This is a genomic window from Paludibaculum fermentans, from assembly GCF_051172195.1.
In the GTDB taxonomy this organism is placed as follows: domain Bacteria; phylum Acidobacteriota; class Terriglobia; order Bryobacterales; family Bryobacteraceae; genus Paludibaculum; species Paludibaculum fermentans_A.
Window position 1 is genome coordinate 152,283 of the sequence record NZ_JBPJAQ010000003.1, and the last position, 16,595, is coordinate 168,877.

Annotated in this window: 16 protein-coding genes; 13 read left to right on the forward strand and 3 right to left on the reverse strand. The window is 62.3% G+C overall.

Going from position 1 to position 16,595, the window contains the following annotated elements:
• Nucleotides 1–11: 11 nt before the first annotated feature.
• On the reverse strand, nt 12–1,196 hold the full coding sequence (locus tag ACR9Y2_RS34595) for an ankyrin repeat domain-containing protein (RefSeq protein WP_435046473.1): 1,185 nt from the start codon (nt 1,194–1,196) through the stop codon (nt 12–14).
• A gap of 167 nt (nt 1,197–1,363) precedes the next feature.
• Between ACR9Y2_RS34595 and ACR9Y2_RS34600 the strand changes: the two genes are divergently transcribed.
• Entirely contained in the window at nt 1,364–1,960 is a 597-nt protein-coding gene (locus tag ACR9Y2_RS34600) for a hypothetical protein (RefSeq protein WP_435046474.1), read from the forward strand.
• Nucleotides 1,961–1,965: 5 nt separating this feature from the next.
• On the opposite strand, the gene ACR9Y2_RS34605 is transcribed toward ACR9Y2_RS34600, so the two are convergent.
• Nucleotides 1,966–2,292, reverse strand: coding sequence for a PadR family transcriptional regulator (locus ACR9Y2_RS34605; RefSeq protein WP_435046475.1), 327 nt, complete (start codon nt 2,290–2,292; stop codon nt 1,966–1,968).
• 114 nt (nt 2,293–2,406) lie between these two features.
• Nucleotides 2,407–3,057, reverse strand: a complete 651-nt coding sequence (locus ACR9Y2_RS34610) for a response regulator (protein ID WP_435046476.1) — start codon at nt 3,055–3,057, stop codon at nt 2,407–2,409.
• Between the two features lie 193 nt (nt 3,058–3,250).
• Between ACR9Y2_RS34610 and ACR9Y2_RS34615 the strand changes: the two genes are divergently transcribed.
• The 12 genes from ACR9Y2_RS34615 (at nt 3,251) to ACR9Y2_RS34670 (ending at nt 16,536) form a co-directional block, all read left to right on the forward strand.
• The gene (locus ACR9Y2_RS34615) at nt 3,251–3,835 is read left to right on the forward strand and encodes an OmpA family protein (protein ID WP_435046477.1); all 585 of its coding nucleotides are present in this window, start codon (nt 3,251–3,253) and stop codon (nt 3,833–3,835) included.
• A gap of 187 nt (nt 3,836–4,022) precedes the next feature.
• A complete protein-coding gene (locus tag ACR9Y2_RS34620; protein ID WP_435046478.1) occupies nt 4,023–4,628 on the forward strand; it encodes an RNA polymerase sigma factor in 606 nt (201 codons plus the stop codon).
• Nucleotides 4,612–5,421: a HEAT repeat domain-containing protein gene (locus ACR9Y2_RS34625; protein WP_435046479.1), complete on the forward strand. Its 810-nt coding sequence runs from the start codon at nt 4,612–4,614 to the stop codon at nt 5,419–5,421. The genes ACR9Y2_RS34620 and ACR9Y2_RS34625 overlap by 17 nt, the downstream gene beginning before the upstream one ends.
• A 63-nt stretch (nt 5,422–5,484) precedes the next feature.
• The gene (locus ACR9Y2_RS34630) at nt 5,485–6,306 is read left to right on the forward strand and encodes a DUF4097 family beta strand repeat-containing protein (protein ID WP_435046480.1); all 822 of its coding nucleotides are present in this window, start codon (nt 5,485–5,487) and stop codon (nt 6,304–6,306) included.
• A 10-nt stretch (nt 6,307–6,316) separates the two neighbouring features.
• Entirely contained in the window at nt 6,317–7,126 is an 810-nt protein-coding gene (locus tag ACR9Y2_RS34635) for a DUF4097 family beta strand repeat-containing protein (RefSeq protein ID WP_435046481.1), read from the forward strand.
• 138 nt (nt 7,127–7,264) lie between these two features.
• A complete protein-coding gene (locus ACR9Y2_RS34640; protein ID WP_435046482.1) occupies nt 7,265–8,629 on the forward strand; it encodes a sensor histidine kinase in 1,365 nt (454 codons plus the stop codon).
• Entirely contained in the window at nt 8,626–9,276 is a 651-nt protein-coding gene (locus ACR9Y2_RS34645; protein WP_435046483.1) for a response regulator, read from the forward strand. The genes ACR9Y2_RS34640 and ACR9Y2_RS34645 overlap by 4 nt, the downstream gene beginning before the upstream one ends.
• Before the next feature lie 77 nt (nt 9,277–9,353).
• Entirely contained in the window at nt 9,354–10,061 is a 708-nt protein-coding gene (locus tag ACR9Y2_RS34650; RefSeq protein ID WP_435046484.1) for an RraA family protein, read from the forward strand.
• Complete coding sequence (locus ACR9Y2_RS34655; RefSeq protein WP_435046485.1) at nt 10,058–11,272, forward strand: efflux RND transporter periplasmic adaptor subunit; 1,215 nt, start codon at nt 10,058–10,060, stop codon at nt 11,270–11,272. Before ACR9Y2_RS34650 ends, ACR9Y2_RS34655 begins: the two co-directional genes overlap by 4 nt.
• Nucleotides 11,272–14,394, forward strand: coding sequence for an efflux RND transporter permease subunit (locus ACR9Y2_RS34660; protein WP_435046486.1), 3,123 nt, complete (start codon nt 11,272–11,274; stop codon nt 14,392–14,394). The genes ACR9Y2_RS34655 and ACR9Y2_RS34660 overlap by 1 nt, the downstream gene beginning before the upstream one ends.
• Complete coding sequence (locus ACR9Y2_RS34665; RefSeq protein ID WP_435046487.1) at nt 14,387–15,670, forward strand: TolC family protein; 1,284 nt, start codon at nt 14,387–14,389, stop codon at nt 15,668–15,670. The genes ACR9Y2_RS34660 and ACR9Y2_RS34665 overlap by 8 nt, the downstream gene beginning before the upstream one ends.
• The gene (locus ACR9Y2_RS34670; RefSeq protein ID WP_435046488.1) at nt 15,667–16,536 is read left to right on the forward strand and encodes a hypothetical protein; all 870 of its coding nucleotides are present in this window, start codon (nt 15,667–15,669) and stop codon (nt 16,534–16,536) included. The genes ACR9Y2_RS34665 and ACR9Y2_RS34670 overlap by 4 nt, the downstream gene beginning before the upstream one ends.
• Nucleotides 16,537–16,595 lie beyond the last annotated feature (59 nt).

Here is a 16,595-nt window from a genome sequence, read left to right on the forward strand (position 1 = left end):
CTTGGCCGGCGTCAGCGCGACTGGTGCGCCTGCAGGAGTTGCCGCATGGCCGGAGAGCGTGCGGCAAGGAACGGGGTGAGGCGTTTGCTGCCGAGGGAGTGAGGGTTGGCGGAGCGGCTGAGGAGGAGGGCGGCGACCTGCACTTTGTCGCAATTGACGGCGCGGCGGAGGGGTGATTCGCCGAGGCTGTCGCGGGCTTCGATGGCGGCTCCGGCGTCGAGGAGGGCGGCGGCGATTTCGACGTGTCCGCGGCGGGCGGCCATGTGGAGGGGGGTGCAGCGTTTGGCGCCGGCGTTGGCATCGACAGCGGCTCCGGCGTGGACGAAGAGGCGGACGATGTCTCCGCCGCCGGCTCCGGAGTACCCGTTGGCGAGGGCATAGAGCGGGGTGTGTTCGCCCGCATCCTCTATATTCGGATCCATTCCTAGGTGAAGGAGCAACTCTACGCCGGGGCGGTGGCCGTGGGCGGCGGCCTGGTGGAGGAGGGTGCGGCCGGCGAAGCGTTCGCGCGCGAGGGTGGGGTCGTTGGTGAGGCGGGTGAGGACGTAGGCCTGGAGGGCAGGATGCGGCAGGGCGAGCATGAGGGCGAGCAGGCCGACGAGGCTGGAGCGGTCGTGCTGGAAGCGGTCGCGCAGGACGGGGTCGTCCAGGAGAGATAGGGCTGCTTCCGGGGTGTTGGTGCGCAGGGTGGCTACGAGATGGTCGAGGGCGCACTGGCTTTGCCAGCGGCGGGCGATCTCGTGGCGGGTGGCATCCGGAGGGGCACCGGGCGTTTGCGCCGGTATGGGTTCGCCGGTATTTACGACGTAGGCGGAGGATTGTTCGAAGAAGGCGAGGAGGGCGGCGCGGTGATGAGGCTCCAGGGATATGTCGTCGAGGGCGAGGCGCATGTTGTCCAGCCAGGCTGAGCGTTCGGGCTGGCCGATGTGGAAGCGTTGATGGGACTCGTGGAGGCTGAGCCACCAGCGGCGCTGAGTGTCGGTGCCGGGTCCGCCGAAGAGTTGGACGAGGAAGGCGGTGAGTTCCTCAATGGCGCAGTGGAAGGTCTTGCCGGGAAAGAGGTGGCGGATGCGGGGATCGTGGGCGACCCGGCCGTAGAACGCTTCGGAGAGGCTGCGCCACGTGGCGGTGCCGCCGACGGCCTGGTGGAGGCAGGGCGGGCCGCCCGGATTCTGGGGGGAGGGTCCTTGCGGCATACCAGACATTGTCGTCGATTTTGAGACGATTCGCGGGGGCGCAAACGGGGCTATCTTGCGGCATACTCTAGAGAGTTTCGTGCGGGTTGGCGGAGTAACCGGGTGCCGGGCTGGTTGCCGCTGTGCCTGTGCCGTATTCCATTGCAGCGGGGGGCTGGGCAGCCACTATGATGCGATCACTCGCGTTTCTGGGTTTTGCGGCGGTGCTGCACGGCCAGCCGCCGGCGGCGTTGGAGGAGCATTTCCAGGGGCGGCCGGTGAAGCTGCTGGTGGACATGCCGGGGGACGATTCGGGGGTGGATGTGTACGCGCGAGAGGCTCCGGCCGGTCATCAGGATGAGGCTGGAGAGAGGCTGACGAAGTATGGGCCGGCGTTGCGGCGGGGTCAGGCGGCGGAGGTCACCCTGGTGAAGCGGAAGGGCGACCACATTGAGTTCCACCTGAATGGCGGAGGGTTCACGAATCGCCAACTGCTGGGTTTGCCGGGGTATGACTCAGTGCACTGGGGCATGTCCGAGGAGGAGCGGCGGATCCGGAATAGCATGATCGGGACTCGGGATAAGGCACGGCGGCGGCGTTTGGAGAGTGAGTATGACCGGGTGAGGAGGCGGCGGGTGCGGCCCTTGCGGGAGCAGTTGGAGCGGGACGAGCGGGCGCGGCACGGGTCGCGGTTCAACATCCGGTTTGGATCGGAGCAGGAGGCGGGGCGGGTGACGGCGGAGGAGTTGGGTGTGATACTACGGCCTTATCTGGAGATGAGGTAGGGGCGTCAGGCCAGCCCCATGACGCGGGCGATGGCGCCCGACATTTCGCGGTAGCGGGCGGTTTCCGAGTCGAGTTTCCGGCGGCCGTCGGCGGTGAGCTGATAGAAGCGGGCGCGGCGGTTGTTGGCGGACTGGCCCCATTCACCTTCGATCCAGCCATTGAGTTCCAGGCGCTGGAGGGCGGGATAGAGGGAGCCTTCTTCCACCTGGAGGATGTTTTCGGAGAGCTGGCGGAGGAGTTGGGCGATGGCGTAGCCGTGGAGGGTGCCGCGGGTGAGGGTTTTGAGGACCATCATGTCGAGCGTGCCGGGGAGGAGGTCGTTCTTTCCCATAGACTGACTGATTATACGACTGAAGAACGGCTGAGGTTTGGGGCGGGGGATTGAGCGCCGGATTATTCGGGCGGAGTCAATTCGAGAATGCGGGTTGTCGCTTCCAGATTTGGGCTAGGAGATGAGCTGTTTTCGGACGGCGTAGAGGATGAGTTCGGGGACGCTGTGGAGGTTGAGTTTTTCGAGGATATGGCCGCGGTGGGTGTCCACGGTGTAGACAGAGAGGTTGAGGAAGTTGGCGATCTCCTTGCTGGTGCGGCCTTCGGCGACGAGGTGAAGGATTTCGCGTTCCCGGTCGGTGAGGAGGTCGTAGCTGTCTTCAGCGTTCATGCGTTGGAGGGTGCGGACGTAGTCTTCCTGGAGGATCTGGCTGACCTTGTGGCTGAAGAAGGAGCGTCCTTTGGCGACGGCCTGGATGGCACCGAGGAGGTCGGCTTTGACGGAGTCTTTGAGGAGGTAGCCGCGGGCGCCGGCTTTGAGGGCGCGGAGGACGTAACTCTCGTCGTAATGCATGCTTAGAATCACGACGCCGATGTGCGGATTCTTTTCGACGATGCGGCGGGTGGCTTCGATGCCGTTGAGGGTGGGCATGGCGATGTCGGTGACGACGACGTCAGGTTTGAGGTCGGTAGCCATCTGGACGGCGGCGATGCCGTCGGCGGCTTCTCCTACAACGACATAGCCGGGTTGGCGTTCCAGGAGGAGGCGGAGACCATCGCGGAGGACGTTGTGGTCGTCAGCCAGCAGGATGCGGATCGAATCCATAGCTTGCACTCTCAATCGGCCGTGAGGCGCGGGGTTGCGTTTCCAATGACAGGATAAGGCCTGGGGGGGGCGGCAAACCATCCCCTCCGCAAAGTATCTTGCGGGCTGGACCTTTAGTGTCCGGAAGGTATGGCCAATGGCAGAAAGATTCGGTTTAATAGAATTAGCACATCCTCTCCCGAAGGAGCCTTACATGAAGTTAAACGTTGCCACTTGCCTCGCTGGAGCAGTCCTCTGTCTGTCGCTCGGCGCCTGTACGAAGAAGACCGCGGTTCAGCAGACACCGCCGCCGCCGACCGTCGCGCCTGCGCCTGCTGCCCCGACACGTGCGGCCGCGCCTGCGCCCGCGCCGCCTGCCCAGCCGCGGGTTGTGGCGAAAGAACAGAGCCGGATGCCCGATGCGGCGACCAAACTGCAGATCCAGGATTTGTTGAACCGGATTCAGGACGCGTACTTCGATTTTGCGCGCCACACGCTGCGTCCCGACGCTGAGACGGCGCTGCGCGCCAATGCGAAGACGCTGAGCGAGATCATCTCTCAATACCCGGATTTCCGGCTGACGGTGGAAGGTTACTGCGACGAGCGCGGTTCCGACGAGTTCAACATGGCGCTGGGCGATGCCCGCGCGAAGCAGGCGAAGGATTACATGGTATCGCTGGGCCTGCCGGCTGGACAGTTGAAGACGGTGAGCTACGGCAAAGAGAAGCCGGTCTGCACCGAGCATGACGAAGACTGCTGGCAGAAGAACCGCCGCGCGCACCTGACGCAAGCCCAGTAGTTTGTTGAGTTTGCCCCTTTGAGAGTATCCGCCGGCCGCGTAGAACCGGCCGGCGGGCTCCCCCCTCCTTCTGCTTCCCTCCCCGCGATTCCCGCAAATTCCCGTAACCACGAGGCGCTTCGGCTGTATATATGACTGAAGGCAGGGACATTGACGTTCCGGCCGGGTGACTCAGAGTACAGGACGGATGGCGCAGACAGACGAAGATCTCATGTCCGGGGTGCGGCAGGGCGAACTGCGCGCGCTGGGCCCGTTATTTGAACGCCACCACGTTCATCTGTTCAATTTCCTGCTGCGGTTGACGGGCGACCGGGCGCACAGTGAGGACCTGGTACAGGATGTGTTCTTCCGGATTCTGCGATACCGGCAGACGTATCGGGATGGGACGTCGTTCACGACGTGGATGTACCAAATCGCACGGAATGCACGGGTAGATGCCTTGAGAAAGAAACGGCCGGAGATCGGGGTGGAGTTGGAAACGCTATCGCCGGCGGATGAGCGGCCGACACCGGCGGACCGGGCGGAGTCGACGCAGCAGGAAGAGCTGTTGCGGCGGTCTCTGGCGCTGCTGCCGGAGGAGAAGAGGGAATTGCTGGTGCTGAGCCGGTATCAGAACCTGAAGCACGAGCAGATTGCGGAGCTGCTGCACTGCGAGGTGAGCACAGTGAAGGTGAGGGTTTTCCGGGCGGTGCAGGAGTTGAAGAAGGTGTACCAGGGCCTGTTGACGGAGCACAAGCGGACGGGCCGTGGGGCGTGGGCTGTTGCGGACGAGGGACATGGCAATGCGGTGTGAAGAGATTCAGGAGTTACTACCGGAGTTCTGGGCGGGATCGGCGCAGGCACAGGATCGTGAGCTGGTGAACGGCCACCTGGCGGAGTGCGCGGATTGCCGGGAGTCGTCGCGGCTGTGGTCGATGCTGGGCGAGCTGCCGGACGAGCAGCCGGGCCCGGAGGTGGCGGTGCGGTTCCGGACCATGCTGGCGGCGTACCGTCACGGCCTGGAGCAGGCGGAGCAGCCAAAGCCGAAGCAGAAGTTCTCGCTTTCCCAATGGCTGTATGGCTGGTGGCCGGCGAAGCTTGAATTCCAAGTGTCGATTGCGGCGGCTTGCCTGGCTGTGGGAGTAGCGATTGGAGTGGTGGCGTCATCGAGCGCGCCTTCGGCGAAGGAGTTCGCGAAGCTGCACGATGAGCTGCGCGGGACGCGGGAGATGGTGGCGGTGTCGCTGATGCGGCAGCAATCGGCCAGTGATCGTCTGCGGGGCGTGAGCTGGAGTGCGCGATTGAACCGGCCGGACGAAGAGGTGCTGGGCGCGCTGCTGGCGGCGGTAGACCAGGATCCGAGTGTGGATGTGCGGCTGGCGGCGGCGGATGCGCTGCGCAAGTACTCGAATGTTCCGGAAGTGGGGCAGGGCATGGTGACGGCCCTGGGCCGATCGGATTCCCCACTGGTGCAGATTGCGCTGATCGACGCGCTGGTGGAGATGAAAGACCGGCGGTCTGTCACGGTGCTGAACAAGCTGAGTGCGGACCAGGCGGCGAATGAATCGGTCCGCCAGCGGGCGAAGTGGGCCATTGGCCGGTTCTAGGGTTTTCCAGGCTGGTTTCTCAAGTTTCGATTCGAAGTGAGGTACGGAGCTATGGCGATACGTGTGTTCGCACTTTTGGGGCTAGCGCCGATGCTGTTGATGGCGGAGGCGCTGGAAGAGAAGCAGACGATCCGGAAGAGCCTGCCGGAGGCCGCGCGGCTGGAAGTGGATACGGTATGGGGCGGCATCCGGGTGACGGGCTACGACGGGCACGAAGTGAAGATGGTGGCCACGGAGACGGTGCGGGCGGATTCGCAGGCGGACCTGGAACTGGCGCGCAAGGAAGTACGGCTGGATGTCGAGACGAAGGGCGAGACGGCGCGGATCTACGTGGATGGGCCCTTCCGTTGTCACTGCGAGGACGGCCGGTGGTCAGGGGAACGGCGCCGGAGAGGGTATGTGGTGCGCTACGACTTCGAGCTGCAGGTGCCGCGGAACATGGCGGTCGAGCTGTCGACGGTGAACGAAGGGTGGATTGCGATGAGCGGCGTCGGCGGTGACTTCGCGATCCACAATGTGAACGGGACGGTGGACCTGAGCGGGCTGATGGGGTCGGGTGAGGTAAAGACGGTAAACGGGCATGTGAAGGCGGAGTTTGCGAGGAATCCGAAGGGGCGCACCTCGTTCAAGACGATCAATGGTCCGATTGACCTCTACTTCCGGCCAGGCCTGGCAGCCGACCTGAGGTTGAATACCTTCAACGGGAAGATTTACTCGGATTTTGAGTTTACAGCGCTGCCGGTGCGACCGGTGGCGGAGGAGACGCGGAATGGCAAGCGGGTGTTCCGCGCGGACAAGTATTCCGGAGGCCGTATCGGCGGCGGCGGTCCGGAGATTCTGGTGGACGGGTTTAACAGCGAGATTAGAATTCTGGAAGGCAAGTAGGTATAAGGCAATGACGAAGACGATGTGGGTGGGTGTTTTGACGGTAGCGGCGATGGCGCTGCCGGCTCGGGGACAGGACAAACTGACGGTGCCGCTGAGCGATCCGTCGCGGCCGGCGACGCTGCAGGCCTCGTTGTTAACGGGCAGTATTCACGTGAAGGGCTACTCCGGGAAGGAGATCATCGTGGAGGCCAAATCCCGGCAGGAGAAGGCTTCGGACACGGCCCGGAAGGACGGCATGCGCCGTATCACGATCAACTCGACCGGCCTGGAGGCGGAAGAGGATAACAACGTGGTGCGGATTGGGGCGTCCTCGATGCACAGGGCGATTGACATCGAGATCCAGGTGCCGATGCGGACGTCGCTGAAGCTGAAGTCCACCAACGATGGTGAGATTACGGTGGAGGGCGTGCAAGGGGACGTGGAGGTGAGCAACATCAATGGTCCGGTGACGCTGACCGGGATTTCGGGTTCGGTGGTGGCGCATGCCCTGAATGAGAAGGTGAAGGTGGTGTTCAGCCAGGTGGATCCGCAGAAGCAGATGTCGTTCAGTTCGCTGAACGGGGACATTGATGTGACGTTCCCCGCGAACCTGAAGGCGAACGTGAAGCTGAAAACGCAGCGCGGCGAGGTATACAGCGACTTCGACGTGGTGATGACGGCGGCTCCGAAGGCGACGACCGAGGGAGCACGGACGGAGAAGGGGAAGTACCGGGTGAAGCTGGACCAGTCGATTTACGGGACGATCAACGGCGGCGGGCCGGAGATGCAGTTCAGCAACTTCAACGGGTCGATCTACATCCGCAAAGCCGGCAAGTAGAGTTAACTCCTCCAGGCTCAATCCAGTACAACCATCGCGGGTGTGCCAATACGGTGTGGACCGTATGGACAGCACAAATGGCGTCCCGTGATGCTTGAATGGAGGGGAGGGCCTGGAGGAGTTTGCCCGTTGTTGCCGATGAGCCCCAGTTCAAAACCACCGTTGCTCTCCGGTGTCCGCCTGGTCCTGGTGGCGGGCTTTCTGGGACTGTTATGCCTGCTGGGGTTCGCTGGGTTCTACTCGTTGCACGCGCTGCGGAAGGTGGCACGTACGGATGATGAGAGCACGCGGGAATTCGTGAAGCGGAGCGATGCGTTGGAAGTAATCCGGCAGAACGCGTATACCGCGACGAGCCGGGTGCGGGACTTCCTGTTGGACCGTGAACCGAAAGCGCCGCACGTTCACCGTCAGGATGCGGTGGCCGCGTGGAACAGGGCGCTGACTGCCTTGAAGGCTTACAGTGCGGTGAGCCCGGAGGCGCAGAGGCCCGCATTTCAACAGCTGCGACTGTCGCTGGAAGCCTATTGGAACGTGGCGGGGCAAGCCCTGAGCTGGAATGACACGAAGCGTGAGGTGGATGGCTACGACTTGCTGTCGGAGCAACTGACGCCGCGACGGGACGAGTTTCTCAGGCTGTGCGATGAGTTACGGCGGTCGAACGAGGTGGACCTGCGGAGTGCGATCGACCATTCGGCCTCGCTGATCGGGTTGCTGCAGGAACGGCTGGCGATGGTTGTGGTGCTGGCGCTGCTGATAGGCGCGGCGTTGGCGGGCATCACCCTTAACTACTTCATGCGGCTGGAGCGGGCGGCATCGCAGCGGTACGAGGCATCGCTGAACGATCGTGCTCAACTGGAAGCGCTCTCCACGCGCCTGCTGGAGATCCAGGAAGAGGAGCGCCGCCGGATTTCGCGTGAACTGCATGACGAAGCGGGCCAGGCTCTCTCCGGGCTGCTGGTGGATGTGGCGAACGCTTCGGCGGAGATTACGGGCGACCAACCCTCGTTGAAGGCGCGAATGGCCTCGATCAAGCGGTCTGCCGAGTCCACACTTTCCTCCATTCGAAATCTGAGCCTGCTGCTGCGGCCGTCGATGCTCGACGACCTGGGGCTGATCGCCGCGTTGCGCTGGCAGGCGAGGGAGACGGCCAGGCGGAGCGGCATGGAGGTGGAGGTGCTGGCGGAGGACTACAACCTGGAGCTCCCGGACGAGTACCGAACAACGATTTACCGGGTGGTGCAGGAGGCTTTGAACAACGCGGCGCGGCACTCCGAGGCCAAGAATGTTTCGATTCTGGTAAGGGCGGAGGCGCGGCGCCTGCTGGTGCTGATCCAGGATGATGGCAAAGGATTTGACCCCGACACGACCAAAGGTATGGGATTGTTGGGGATGCAGGAGCGCATTGCGCACCTGAGCGGTCAGATGGAAGTGGAGTCAGGGGTGGGACAAGGTGTTGTCCTACGCATTGAACTGCCGCCTGTGCCGGCGGGGAAGGCTGCATGAGCAAGATTCGAATCATACTGGCTGATGACCATACGGTGATCCGGTCCGGATTAAAGCTGTTGCTGGAGCGGCAACCTGACCTGGAAGTGGTGGGCGAAGCGGAGAACGGACGGCAGGCGGTGGACCTGGCGGAGCAGCTGACGCCCGATGTGGCCGTGCTGGACATCGCAATGCCGCAATTGAACGGAATCGATGCGTCGCGCCAGATTGTGGCGCGGAACCCGAAGGTGGCCGTGGTGATCCTGAGCATGCACTCGGATGAAGGCTATGTGATGCGTGCGCTCCAGGTAGGGGCCAAGGCGTATCTACTGAAGGATTCGGCCGAGGTGGACCTGATTCGCGCGGTCAGGTCGGTGTATGCAGGCGAATCGTTCTTCAGCCCATCGGTGGGCCGGGTACTGCTGGAGGACTATGTCCGCCAGATGCGGGTAAAGGGGACGGACGACAGCTACGAGTTGTTGACGAACCGGGAAAGGGAAGTTCTCCAGCTCATCGCCGAAGGAAAGGCAAATAAGGAGATCTCCTCGCTGTTGAACCTGAGCCTGCACACCGTGGAGACCCACCGGACGCGCATTCTGCAGAAGCTGAATCTGCACTCCGTGCCGGAGCTGATCCTATATGCGGTGCGTAAGGGGATCGTCACCTGACCTGTCCGCGAGCGGACTAAAATACAGCCGCAGCGGGATCGTTCCGAAAGGGCCATAGCCCTAGGCTGGGAGTTGTGGTGCATTCCCCGCCGTCAGAACCAGTACCGAACCTGAGCGAGATCCTCGCATTCGACACCTGCAAGATCGCCAATGCGATCGAAGTCTTAAAACTACGCCTGCAAAACGAAGGCTTTACGCGCCCCGGTTTGCGGTGCGTCACCGGAGGCTTTCCCGCCATTCTCGGCTATGCCGTAACGAGCAAAGTGAAGTGCGCCGATCCCCCAATGCGCGGCACTTCGCATCTGGAACTGGCGGACTGGTGGGCCAAACTGCGAGATCGCCGTGCGCCGCGGATCGCGGTGATCGAGGACGTCGATCCGGAACCGGGGCAGGGCGCGGTGCTGAGTCAGATGCACGCAGAGATTCTGCGTTCGCTGCTGTGCTGCGGCGTGGTGACTAACGGTGCGGTGCGCAACATTCCTTCGCTGGCAGCAATGAGCTTCCCCGCGTTCTCGTGCCATGTCACGATGTCGCACGCCTACGCCCATATGGTGGAGTACGGCGTCGAGGTGGAGATTCTCGGGCTGCGCGTGAAACCTGGCGACCTCCTCTATGCCGATGTTCACGGGATGCTGTCCATCCCGGTTGAGCATGTCGGCGACATCCTGCGCGTCGCGCGCGAGCGGGAACAAAAACTAGTCAAGATCATCGATCTTTGCCATGGGGGCCGGTTCTCGTTCGACCGGCTCAGGGTGGAGATTCAGGAACTGGAGAATGTGCAATGAAGCGACGACTGTTTCCGCTGCTCGCCGCCGTGTTGGCGGGTGGCGCTTTGATTGGCTATCTGGCACTGAGGCCGCGCGCCGTGGCGGCATCGGTGGAACCGGAGAAGGAAACGACCGTGGGTGTCGCAAAGGTTTCTCGTCAAGACCTGGCCAAGACACTGACTGTAACAGCTGAACTGATTCCATTCCAGGAAGTGGAAGTGATGGCCAAGGTCGCCGGCTATGTGCAGAAGATGTACGTCGATGTCGGCGATCACGTGACGCAGGGCCAACTGCTGGCCGTGCTGGAAGTGCCAGAAATGGGGGACGACCTGGTAAGGGCGGCGGCGGCCATCCAGCGGAACCGGGCGGAGCTTTCCAGGGCGAAGGACGAGTTGCGCAGGGCGGAGTCGGCGAACCAGATGACGCATCTGGCTTACACGCGCCTGGCGGGAGTGCTGAAGTCGCAGCCGGGCCTAGTGGCGCAGCAGGAGATCGATGACGCCCAGGGCCGAGACCTGATGGCGGCGGCGCAGGTGGCAGCGGCGAAGTCGGCGTTGATTGCGTCACAAGAGCAGATCAGCGTCTCTGAGGCGGAGCAGACAAAGCTGAAGACCCTGATGAGTTATGCGAGGGTATCAGCTCCTTTTACAGGAGTGGTGACCAAACGTTTTGCCGACAACGGCTCGATGATCCAGGCGGGTACGGCCAGCCACCTGCAGGCCATGCCGATTGTGCGGTTGTCGCAGAACCAGTTATTGAGGCTGGTGATGCCGGTGCCGGAATCCGCGGCCGGATTGATGCACAAAGGAGACACTCTCGCCGTACGCATCCCGACGCTGCAGAAGGCCTTCCGCGGGGTGATCGCCCGCACCTCGGACAAGGTGGATTCCGCTACCAGAACCATGGAAACGGAAGTGGATGTGCCCAATCCGACGGGTGAGCTGATTCCGGGCATGTTCGCGGAAGTGGACCTGACTCTCGCGGCGAGCAAGGACGCACTGGCGGTGCCGGTGTCAGCGCTCAAGGAGAAAGACGGCGGGCGCACTGTCTATGTCGTTGACGCGTCCGGCAAGGTGGCGATTCGCAAGGTGGAAACGGGTATTGAGACAGCGCTGCTGTCTGAAGTGAGGAAGGGGCTGGAGCCGGGCGACATGGTGATCGTCAGCAACGCGGGCCAGTTGACGGCCGGGCAGACGGTGAAGCCGAAGCTGGAAGGGGGCGCTGAGTAGTGTCCCGATTCGCGATCAAGACGCCGTACTTCATCGTAGTTGTGTGCCTGACGATCCTGATCCTAGGCATCAATACGCTGTCCAAGATGCCGGTGGACATGTTCCCTTCGATGAACATCCCCGTGGTGGTGGTGGCGACGTACTACTCGGGCATGCCGCCGGAGCAGATCGAGACCGACATCACGAGCCGCTTTGAGCGGTTTTTCACGCTGGCCAGTGGCTTGGAACATATCGAGTCGAGGTCATTGCCCGGGGTCAGCATCATCAAGATCTATTTCCAGCCTGGTTCGAATCCAGACTCGGCGGTGACCTCGATCAGTAATCTGGCGATGGCGAACCTGCGGCGTCTTCCACCTGGAACGCTGCCTCCGATCGTATTGAAGTTCGACGCATCGAGCCTGCCGGTGTGCCTGGTGACCTTCAAGGGGGAAGGAATTCAGGAGACAGCGATGCGTGATCTGGCACAGTTCCAGGTGCGCAATCAGATCGCCAATGTGCCCGGAGCGTCGGTGCCGCAGCCGTTTGGCGGCAGCTTGCGGCAGATCATGGTGTACGCCGACCCCTACCGCCTGGAAGCGCACCAGTTGAGCCTGATGGACGTGGTCCGGGCTATCAATCTGGGCAACCTGATTCTGCCGGCCGGCGACGTTCAGGTGGGGCATCTCGACTACAACATCTACACGAACTCCCAACTGCGTTCGCTGGAAGACATCAACCAGCTGCCAGTGAAGATGGAGGGTTTGACGCCGGTTCGTGTTGTGGACATTGGCGCTGCCAAGGATGCCCAGCAGATTCAGACAAACGTGGTGCGCGTGGACGGACAGAGGTCGGTTTACGTGCCCGTGCTGAAGCAGGGCGGCGATACGAACACGATCGCCGTGGTCGATGGCATGCGCGAAGCGCTGAAGAAGTTGGTGGACGTTCCCGCGCAACTGACCAGCAAGGTGGTGTTCGATCAATCGGTCTTTGTGAAGACGGCGATTGAGACGCTGCTGCACGAAGGGGCGATCGGCCTGTTTCTGACTTCGCTGATGATTCTGCTTTTCCTGGGCAGCATGCGGGCGACGACGGCGGTCTTTTTCTCGATTCCGCTTTCCGCTCTGGCGACTTTCGTGATTCTGGCGCTGGGTGGAAGTTCGATCAACAGCATGGTGCTGGGCGGGCTCGCGCTGGCCTTCTCGCGGCTGATCGACAACTCAGTTGTGGTGCTGGAGAATATTTACCGGCACCTGGAGTTGGGTGAGAGTCCGGAAGTGGCGGCGGAGAAGGGCGGGCGTGAGGTGGCATTGCCGGTGCTGTCTGCGACCCTGACCACCGCCATCGTGTTCTTCCCCGTGACTTTGCTTTACGGCGTCAGCAAGTTCCTGTTCTCGGCGCTCGCGTTGACCGTGGTGATCTCGCTGCTCGCATCATATGTGGTGGCGCTGACAGTGGTGCCGCTCTTCTGCGCGCGCTTCATTCACGGGCATTCCCAGTCCGCCGGGACGGGTTTCTTTGCGAGGTTCAATACGGGCTTCAATGCCCGGTTCGAGAAGATGCTCGCCTCCTATGACGGCGTGGTGTCGCGCGTGCTCGACCGCCCCATCCGCGTGCTGGCCGGATTTGGGGCGGTGTTCGCCATCAGCCTGGCATTGTGGCCGCTGATGGGGATGTCGTTCTTCCCGCGCACAGACGCTGGCCAGTTCATGATGAACATCAAACTGCCGTCGGGCACCAGGATCCAACGGACGGAGTCCCGAATCGCCGCCGTCGAGCAGATTGTGCGCCAGGTCGTTCCTCCCGAGGAGTTGGAGCTGATCGTCTCGAATATCGGGATCAACTACGACTTCTCGGCTGTCTACACCCCCAATGCGGGCATGCATACCGCGTTTGTGCAGGTGAGTCTCAAGGAAGACCACAAGGTCAATAGTTTTGAGTATATGGCGCGGGTGAAGGCGAAGTTGGCCGAGGAGATGCCGGATGTCACGGCTTACTTCCAGTCCGGCGGACTGGTGGACGCGGTGCTGAACCTGGGGTTGCCGGCGCCGATCGACGTGCAGGTGGATGGCTCGAATCTGGAGCACTCCTACTCGACCGCCGTGGCACTCGCCTCCCAGATCCGCAAGCTGCCGGGCGTGGCCGACCTCTACATCCCGCAGGATCTGGACTATCCGGCGCTGCAGCTCGACGTGGACCGCGTGCGGGCGGCCCAGATGGGCCTGGATCAGCGCGAAGTGGTGGGCAACGTGATTACGGCGTTGACCTCGAATGCGATGATCGCACCTACGTTCTGGATCGACCCGAAATCGGGCAACGACTACCTGCTGACCGTGCAGTATGGCGAGAATCAGGTGAAGTCGCTGGCGGATCTCAAGGCAATCCCGTTGCGCGGACCGGGGCAGAAGAATCCGGCGCGCTTGGAATCCATCAGTACGACGAAGCGCGTGGATTCGCCCACGGAAGTGGATCACTTCCAGCTGCGGCGTGTGATCGATGTCTACGTCCGGCCGTTGAATGAGGACCTGGGGAAGCTGGCCAATTCGATCGACGGGATCATCGCCGTCACCCCCATTCCGAAAGGCGTTGCGGTTACGTTGCGCGGCATGGTGCAGGGCATGCGCGCCTCATTCCGAAGTTTCTCGATTGGACTCGTGCTGGCGGTGATGCTGCTTTACCTGATCCTGGTAGCCCAGTTCCAGTCGTTCGTGGATCCGCTGATCATCCTGCTCGCCGTGCCGCCCGGCCTGGCTGGCGTGCTGATCACACTGGCGGCTACTGGTACGACGCTGAATGTGATGTCGCTGATGGGCGTGGTGATGCTCGTGGGCATCGCGGTCTCGAACAGTATTCTGATCGTCGAGTTCACGCGTCACTTGCGGCATGAAGGAATGGATGTGCGTTCCGCAGTGGCTTTGGCCTGCCGCGTGAGGTTGCGCCCGGTGCTGATGACATCGCTCGCAACGATTATCGGCTTGATGCCAATGGCCCTGAAGCTAGGCGCAGGCAGTGAGGCCTATGCGCCGCTGGCGCGGGCTATCATAGGAGGTCTTACCCTTTCCGTGGTGTTGACAGTATTCCTGGTGCCGGCAGGTTATTACCTGTGGTATCGCGGCCGCGACCGCCAGGAGGCGCAGCATGCTTAGGCGTGTCTGGCTGATCCTTTTACCGGCGGTCCTGCTGGGAGCCCCAGGCGATCCACCCCGTAAGCTGAGCCTGCGGGAGGCAGAGGAACTGGCGCTGAAGAACCACCCTTCGCTGCAGTCTGCGAGGGCATTGGAAAAGGCGTCGCTGGAGGTGCCGAAAGAGGTGCGCTCCCGCCTGTTTCCCACAGTGGAGAGCAATGTGACCGGGGCGATCGTGAATGACGACACGGCCCGGATCTTCGCGGGCGCCCTGAACGCGCCGAGCCTCTTCAATCACGTGGGTGCCGGGCTCTCGGTAAGTCAGTTGATCACGGACTTTGGCCGGACGAGGAACCTCACGGCGAGTGCGCAACTGCAGGCTCAGGCGCAAGGCGAGGTGACGAATACCACGCACGCCGGGGTTCTCTTAGGGGTTGACCGAAGCTACTATACGGCGTTGCGGTCTCAGGCGATATTGCGCGTGGCGCAGCAGACAGTCAGGGCCAGGCAACTGGTTGCGGACCAGACATCCACCTTAGCGCAGAGCAAGTTGCGCTCAGACCTTGATGTGACATTCGCAAAGGTAAACCTGGAAGAGGCGCTGCTGTTGCTCTCCAACGCAGAGAACGAAGAGCGGGCAGCGATGGCCGAGTTGTCAACGGCGTTAGGCGAAAGTGCTCCTATGGAGTACACACTTCAGGAGGACGAAATTCCTGGTGAGCTTCCGGCCGATTCGTCACCGCTGATCAGTGAAGCCTTGAATCAGCGGCCGGAGGCCAAACAGGCGAAGCTGCAGATCCAGGCAGCTGAACGGTTTGCACGGGCGGAAAGAGCTTTGCGCTATCCGACTCTATCGGCGGGCGCAAACGCTGGAGGCGCTCCGGTGCGTCCCGAACGCTTCAGCCCCGGATGGGCTGCCGCGGCTGTGAATGTCCAGATCCCGATCTTCAATGGAGGGCTGTTCACGGCGAGGCGGACCGAAGCGGAGTTGCGGATGGAAGCAGCCCGCCAACAGGGCCGGGATATCGAGAACCGAATCGCGCGGGACGTTCGCGTGGCTTATCTTTCCGCTGTCAATGCGTACAAACGGCTGCAATTGACGGCGCAGCTGCTGGACCAGGCCGGGCAGTCTTTGAAGCTGGCCCAGGCGCGCTATGAACTGGGCTTGAGCAGCATCGTTGAGCTGTCACAGGCGCAGTTGAATGTGACGCGTGCCCAGATTGCACAGGCCAGCGCGAAGTTTGACTACCAGGCTGAACGGGCGTCTCTCAACTATCAGACAGGTGCCCTGAAATGACATGGTGGCAGCAACTCCCATTCCTGCTGGCGCCGTTGCTGGTAACGGGGCAGGACGCACGGTGGCTGCCCCTCTCTGTGTACTCAGACCGGCCGCTCGAGTTGAAGGCTTCCGACGTGCGCGTGTCGTGCGGACGCCAGACGGTGTCCGGCGCGAAGCTCAAAGCGGGCGGAGGCGCAATCTCGGTCGGAATCGTGGTGCAGGGCAGCAAGGCGATGCAGGAGAACACGGGCCATGCGCAACTGGCGCTGCGCAGATTTTTGCAGCATGCCCGGGCGGGCGACGAGTTCTTCACAGTGAACAGCCTGGATGCGCCCATTCTGGGCGCCGGTTTCACCTCGGAAGTAAACGCGCTGGTGTCGAGCATCTCAGTTCCTCCAGGCAAGCGGCATTCGCACTTGTTGGACGGCATCACGTTCGCTTTGGACTACCTGGGGCATGCCCGAAACACCAATCGGGCACTGATAGTGATTCTCGCCAATGACGATGTGGCCAGCGTGATCAAACCCAAGGAACTGGCGGCGCGCCTGCTATCCGCCCACATTCCTGTTTACGTGGTCAACCTGTGCCCGCGATTTGCAGACGATCAGGTGCCGGTGGCATTTGAGCTGCAAAAACTGGCCCAGGAGAGCGGTGGCGATTCGTGGGACGTTTCGTCTTTCGCGAAGCTAGGGGATGCACTGGCTCGGGTTGACGTGCGTCCCCAATACCGCCTATGGCTCTCCGCCGCGGATTCCGCGGCCTGCGCGCATGAGCAGCGCCTGAAAGTGGACTGGACGCCCGGGGTGGCGCACGGCGGCGTGAATCTTCGGTATCAGAGGCAGTGGCCGAACGGTTTGGGCATGCAACCGTCTCGTCAGAGATAGGCCGCACCTGCCCGGCGGGAATCGCCGCACAATCACAACTCCTCCGACCAGAGCCCGGC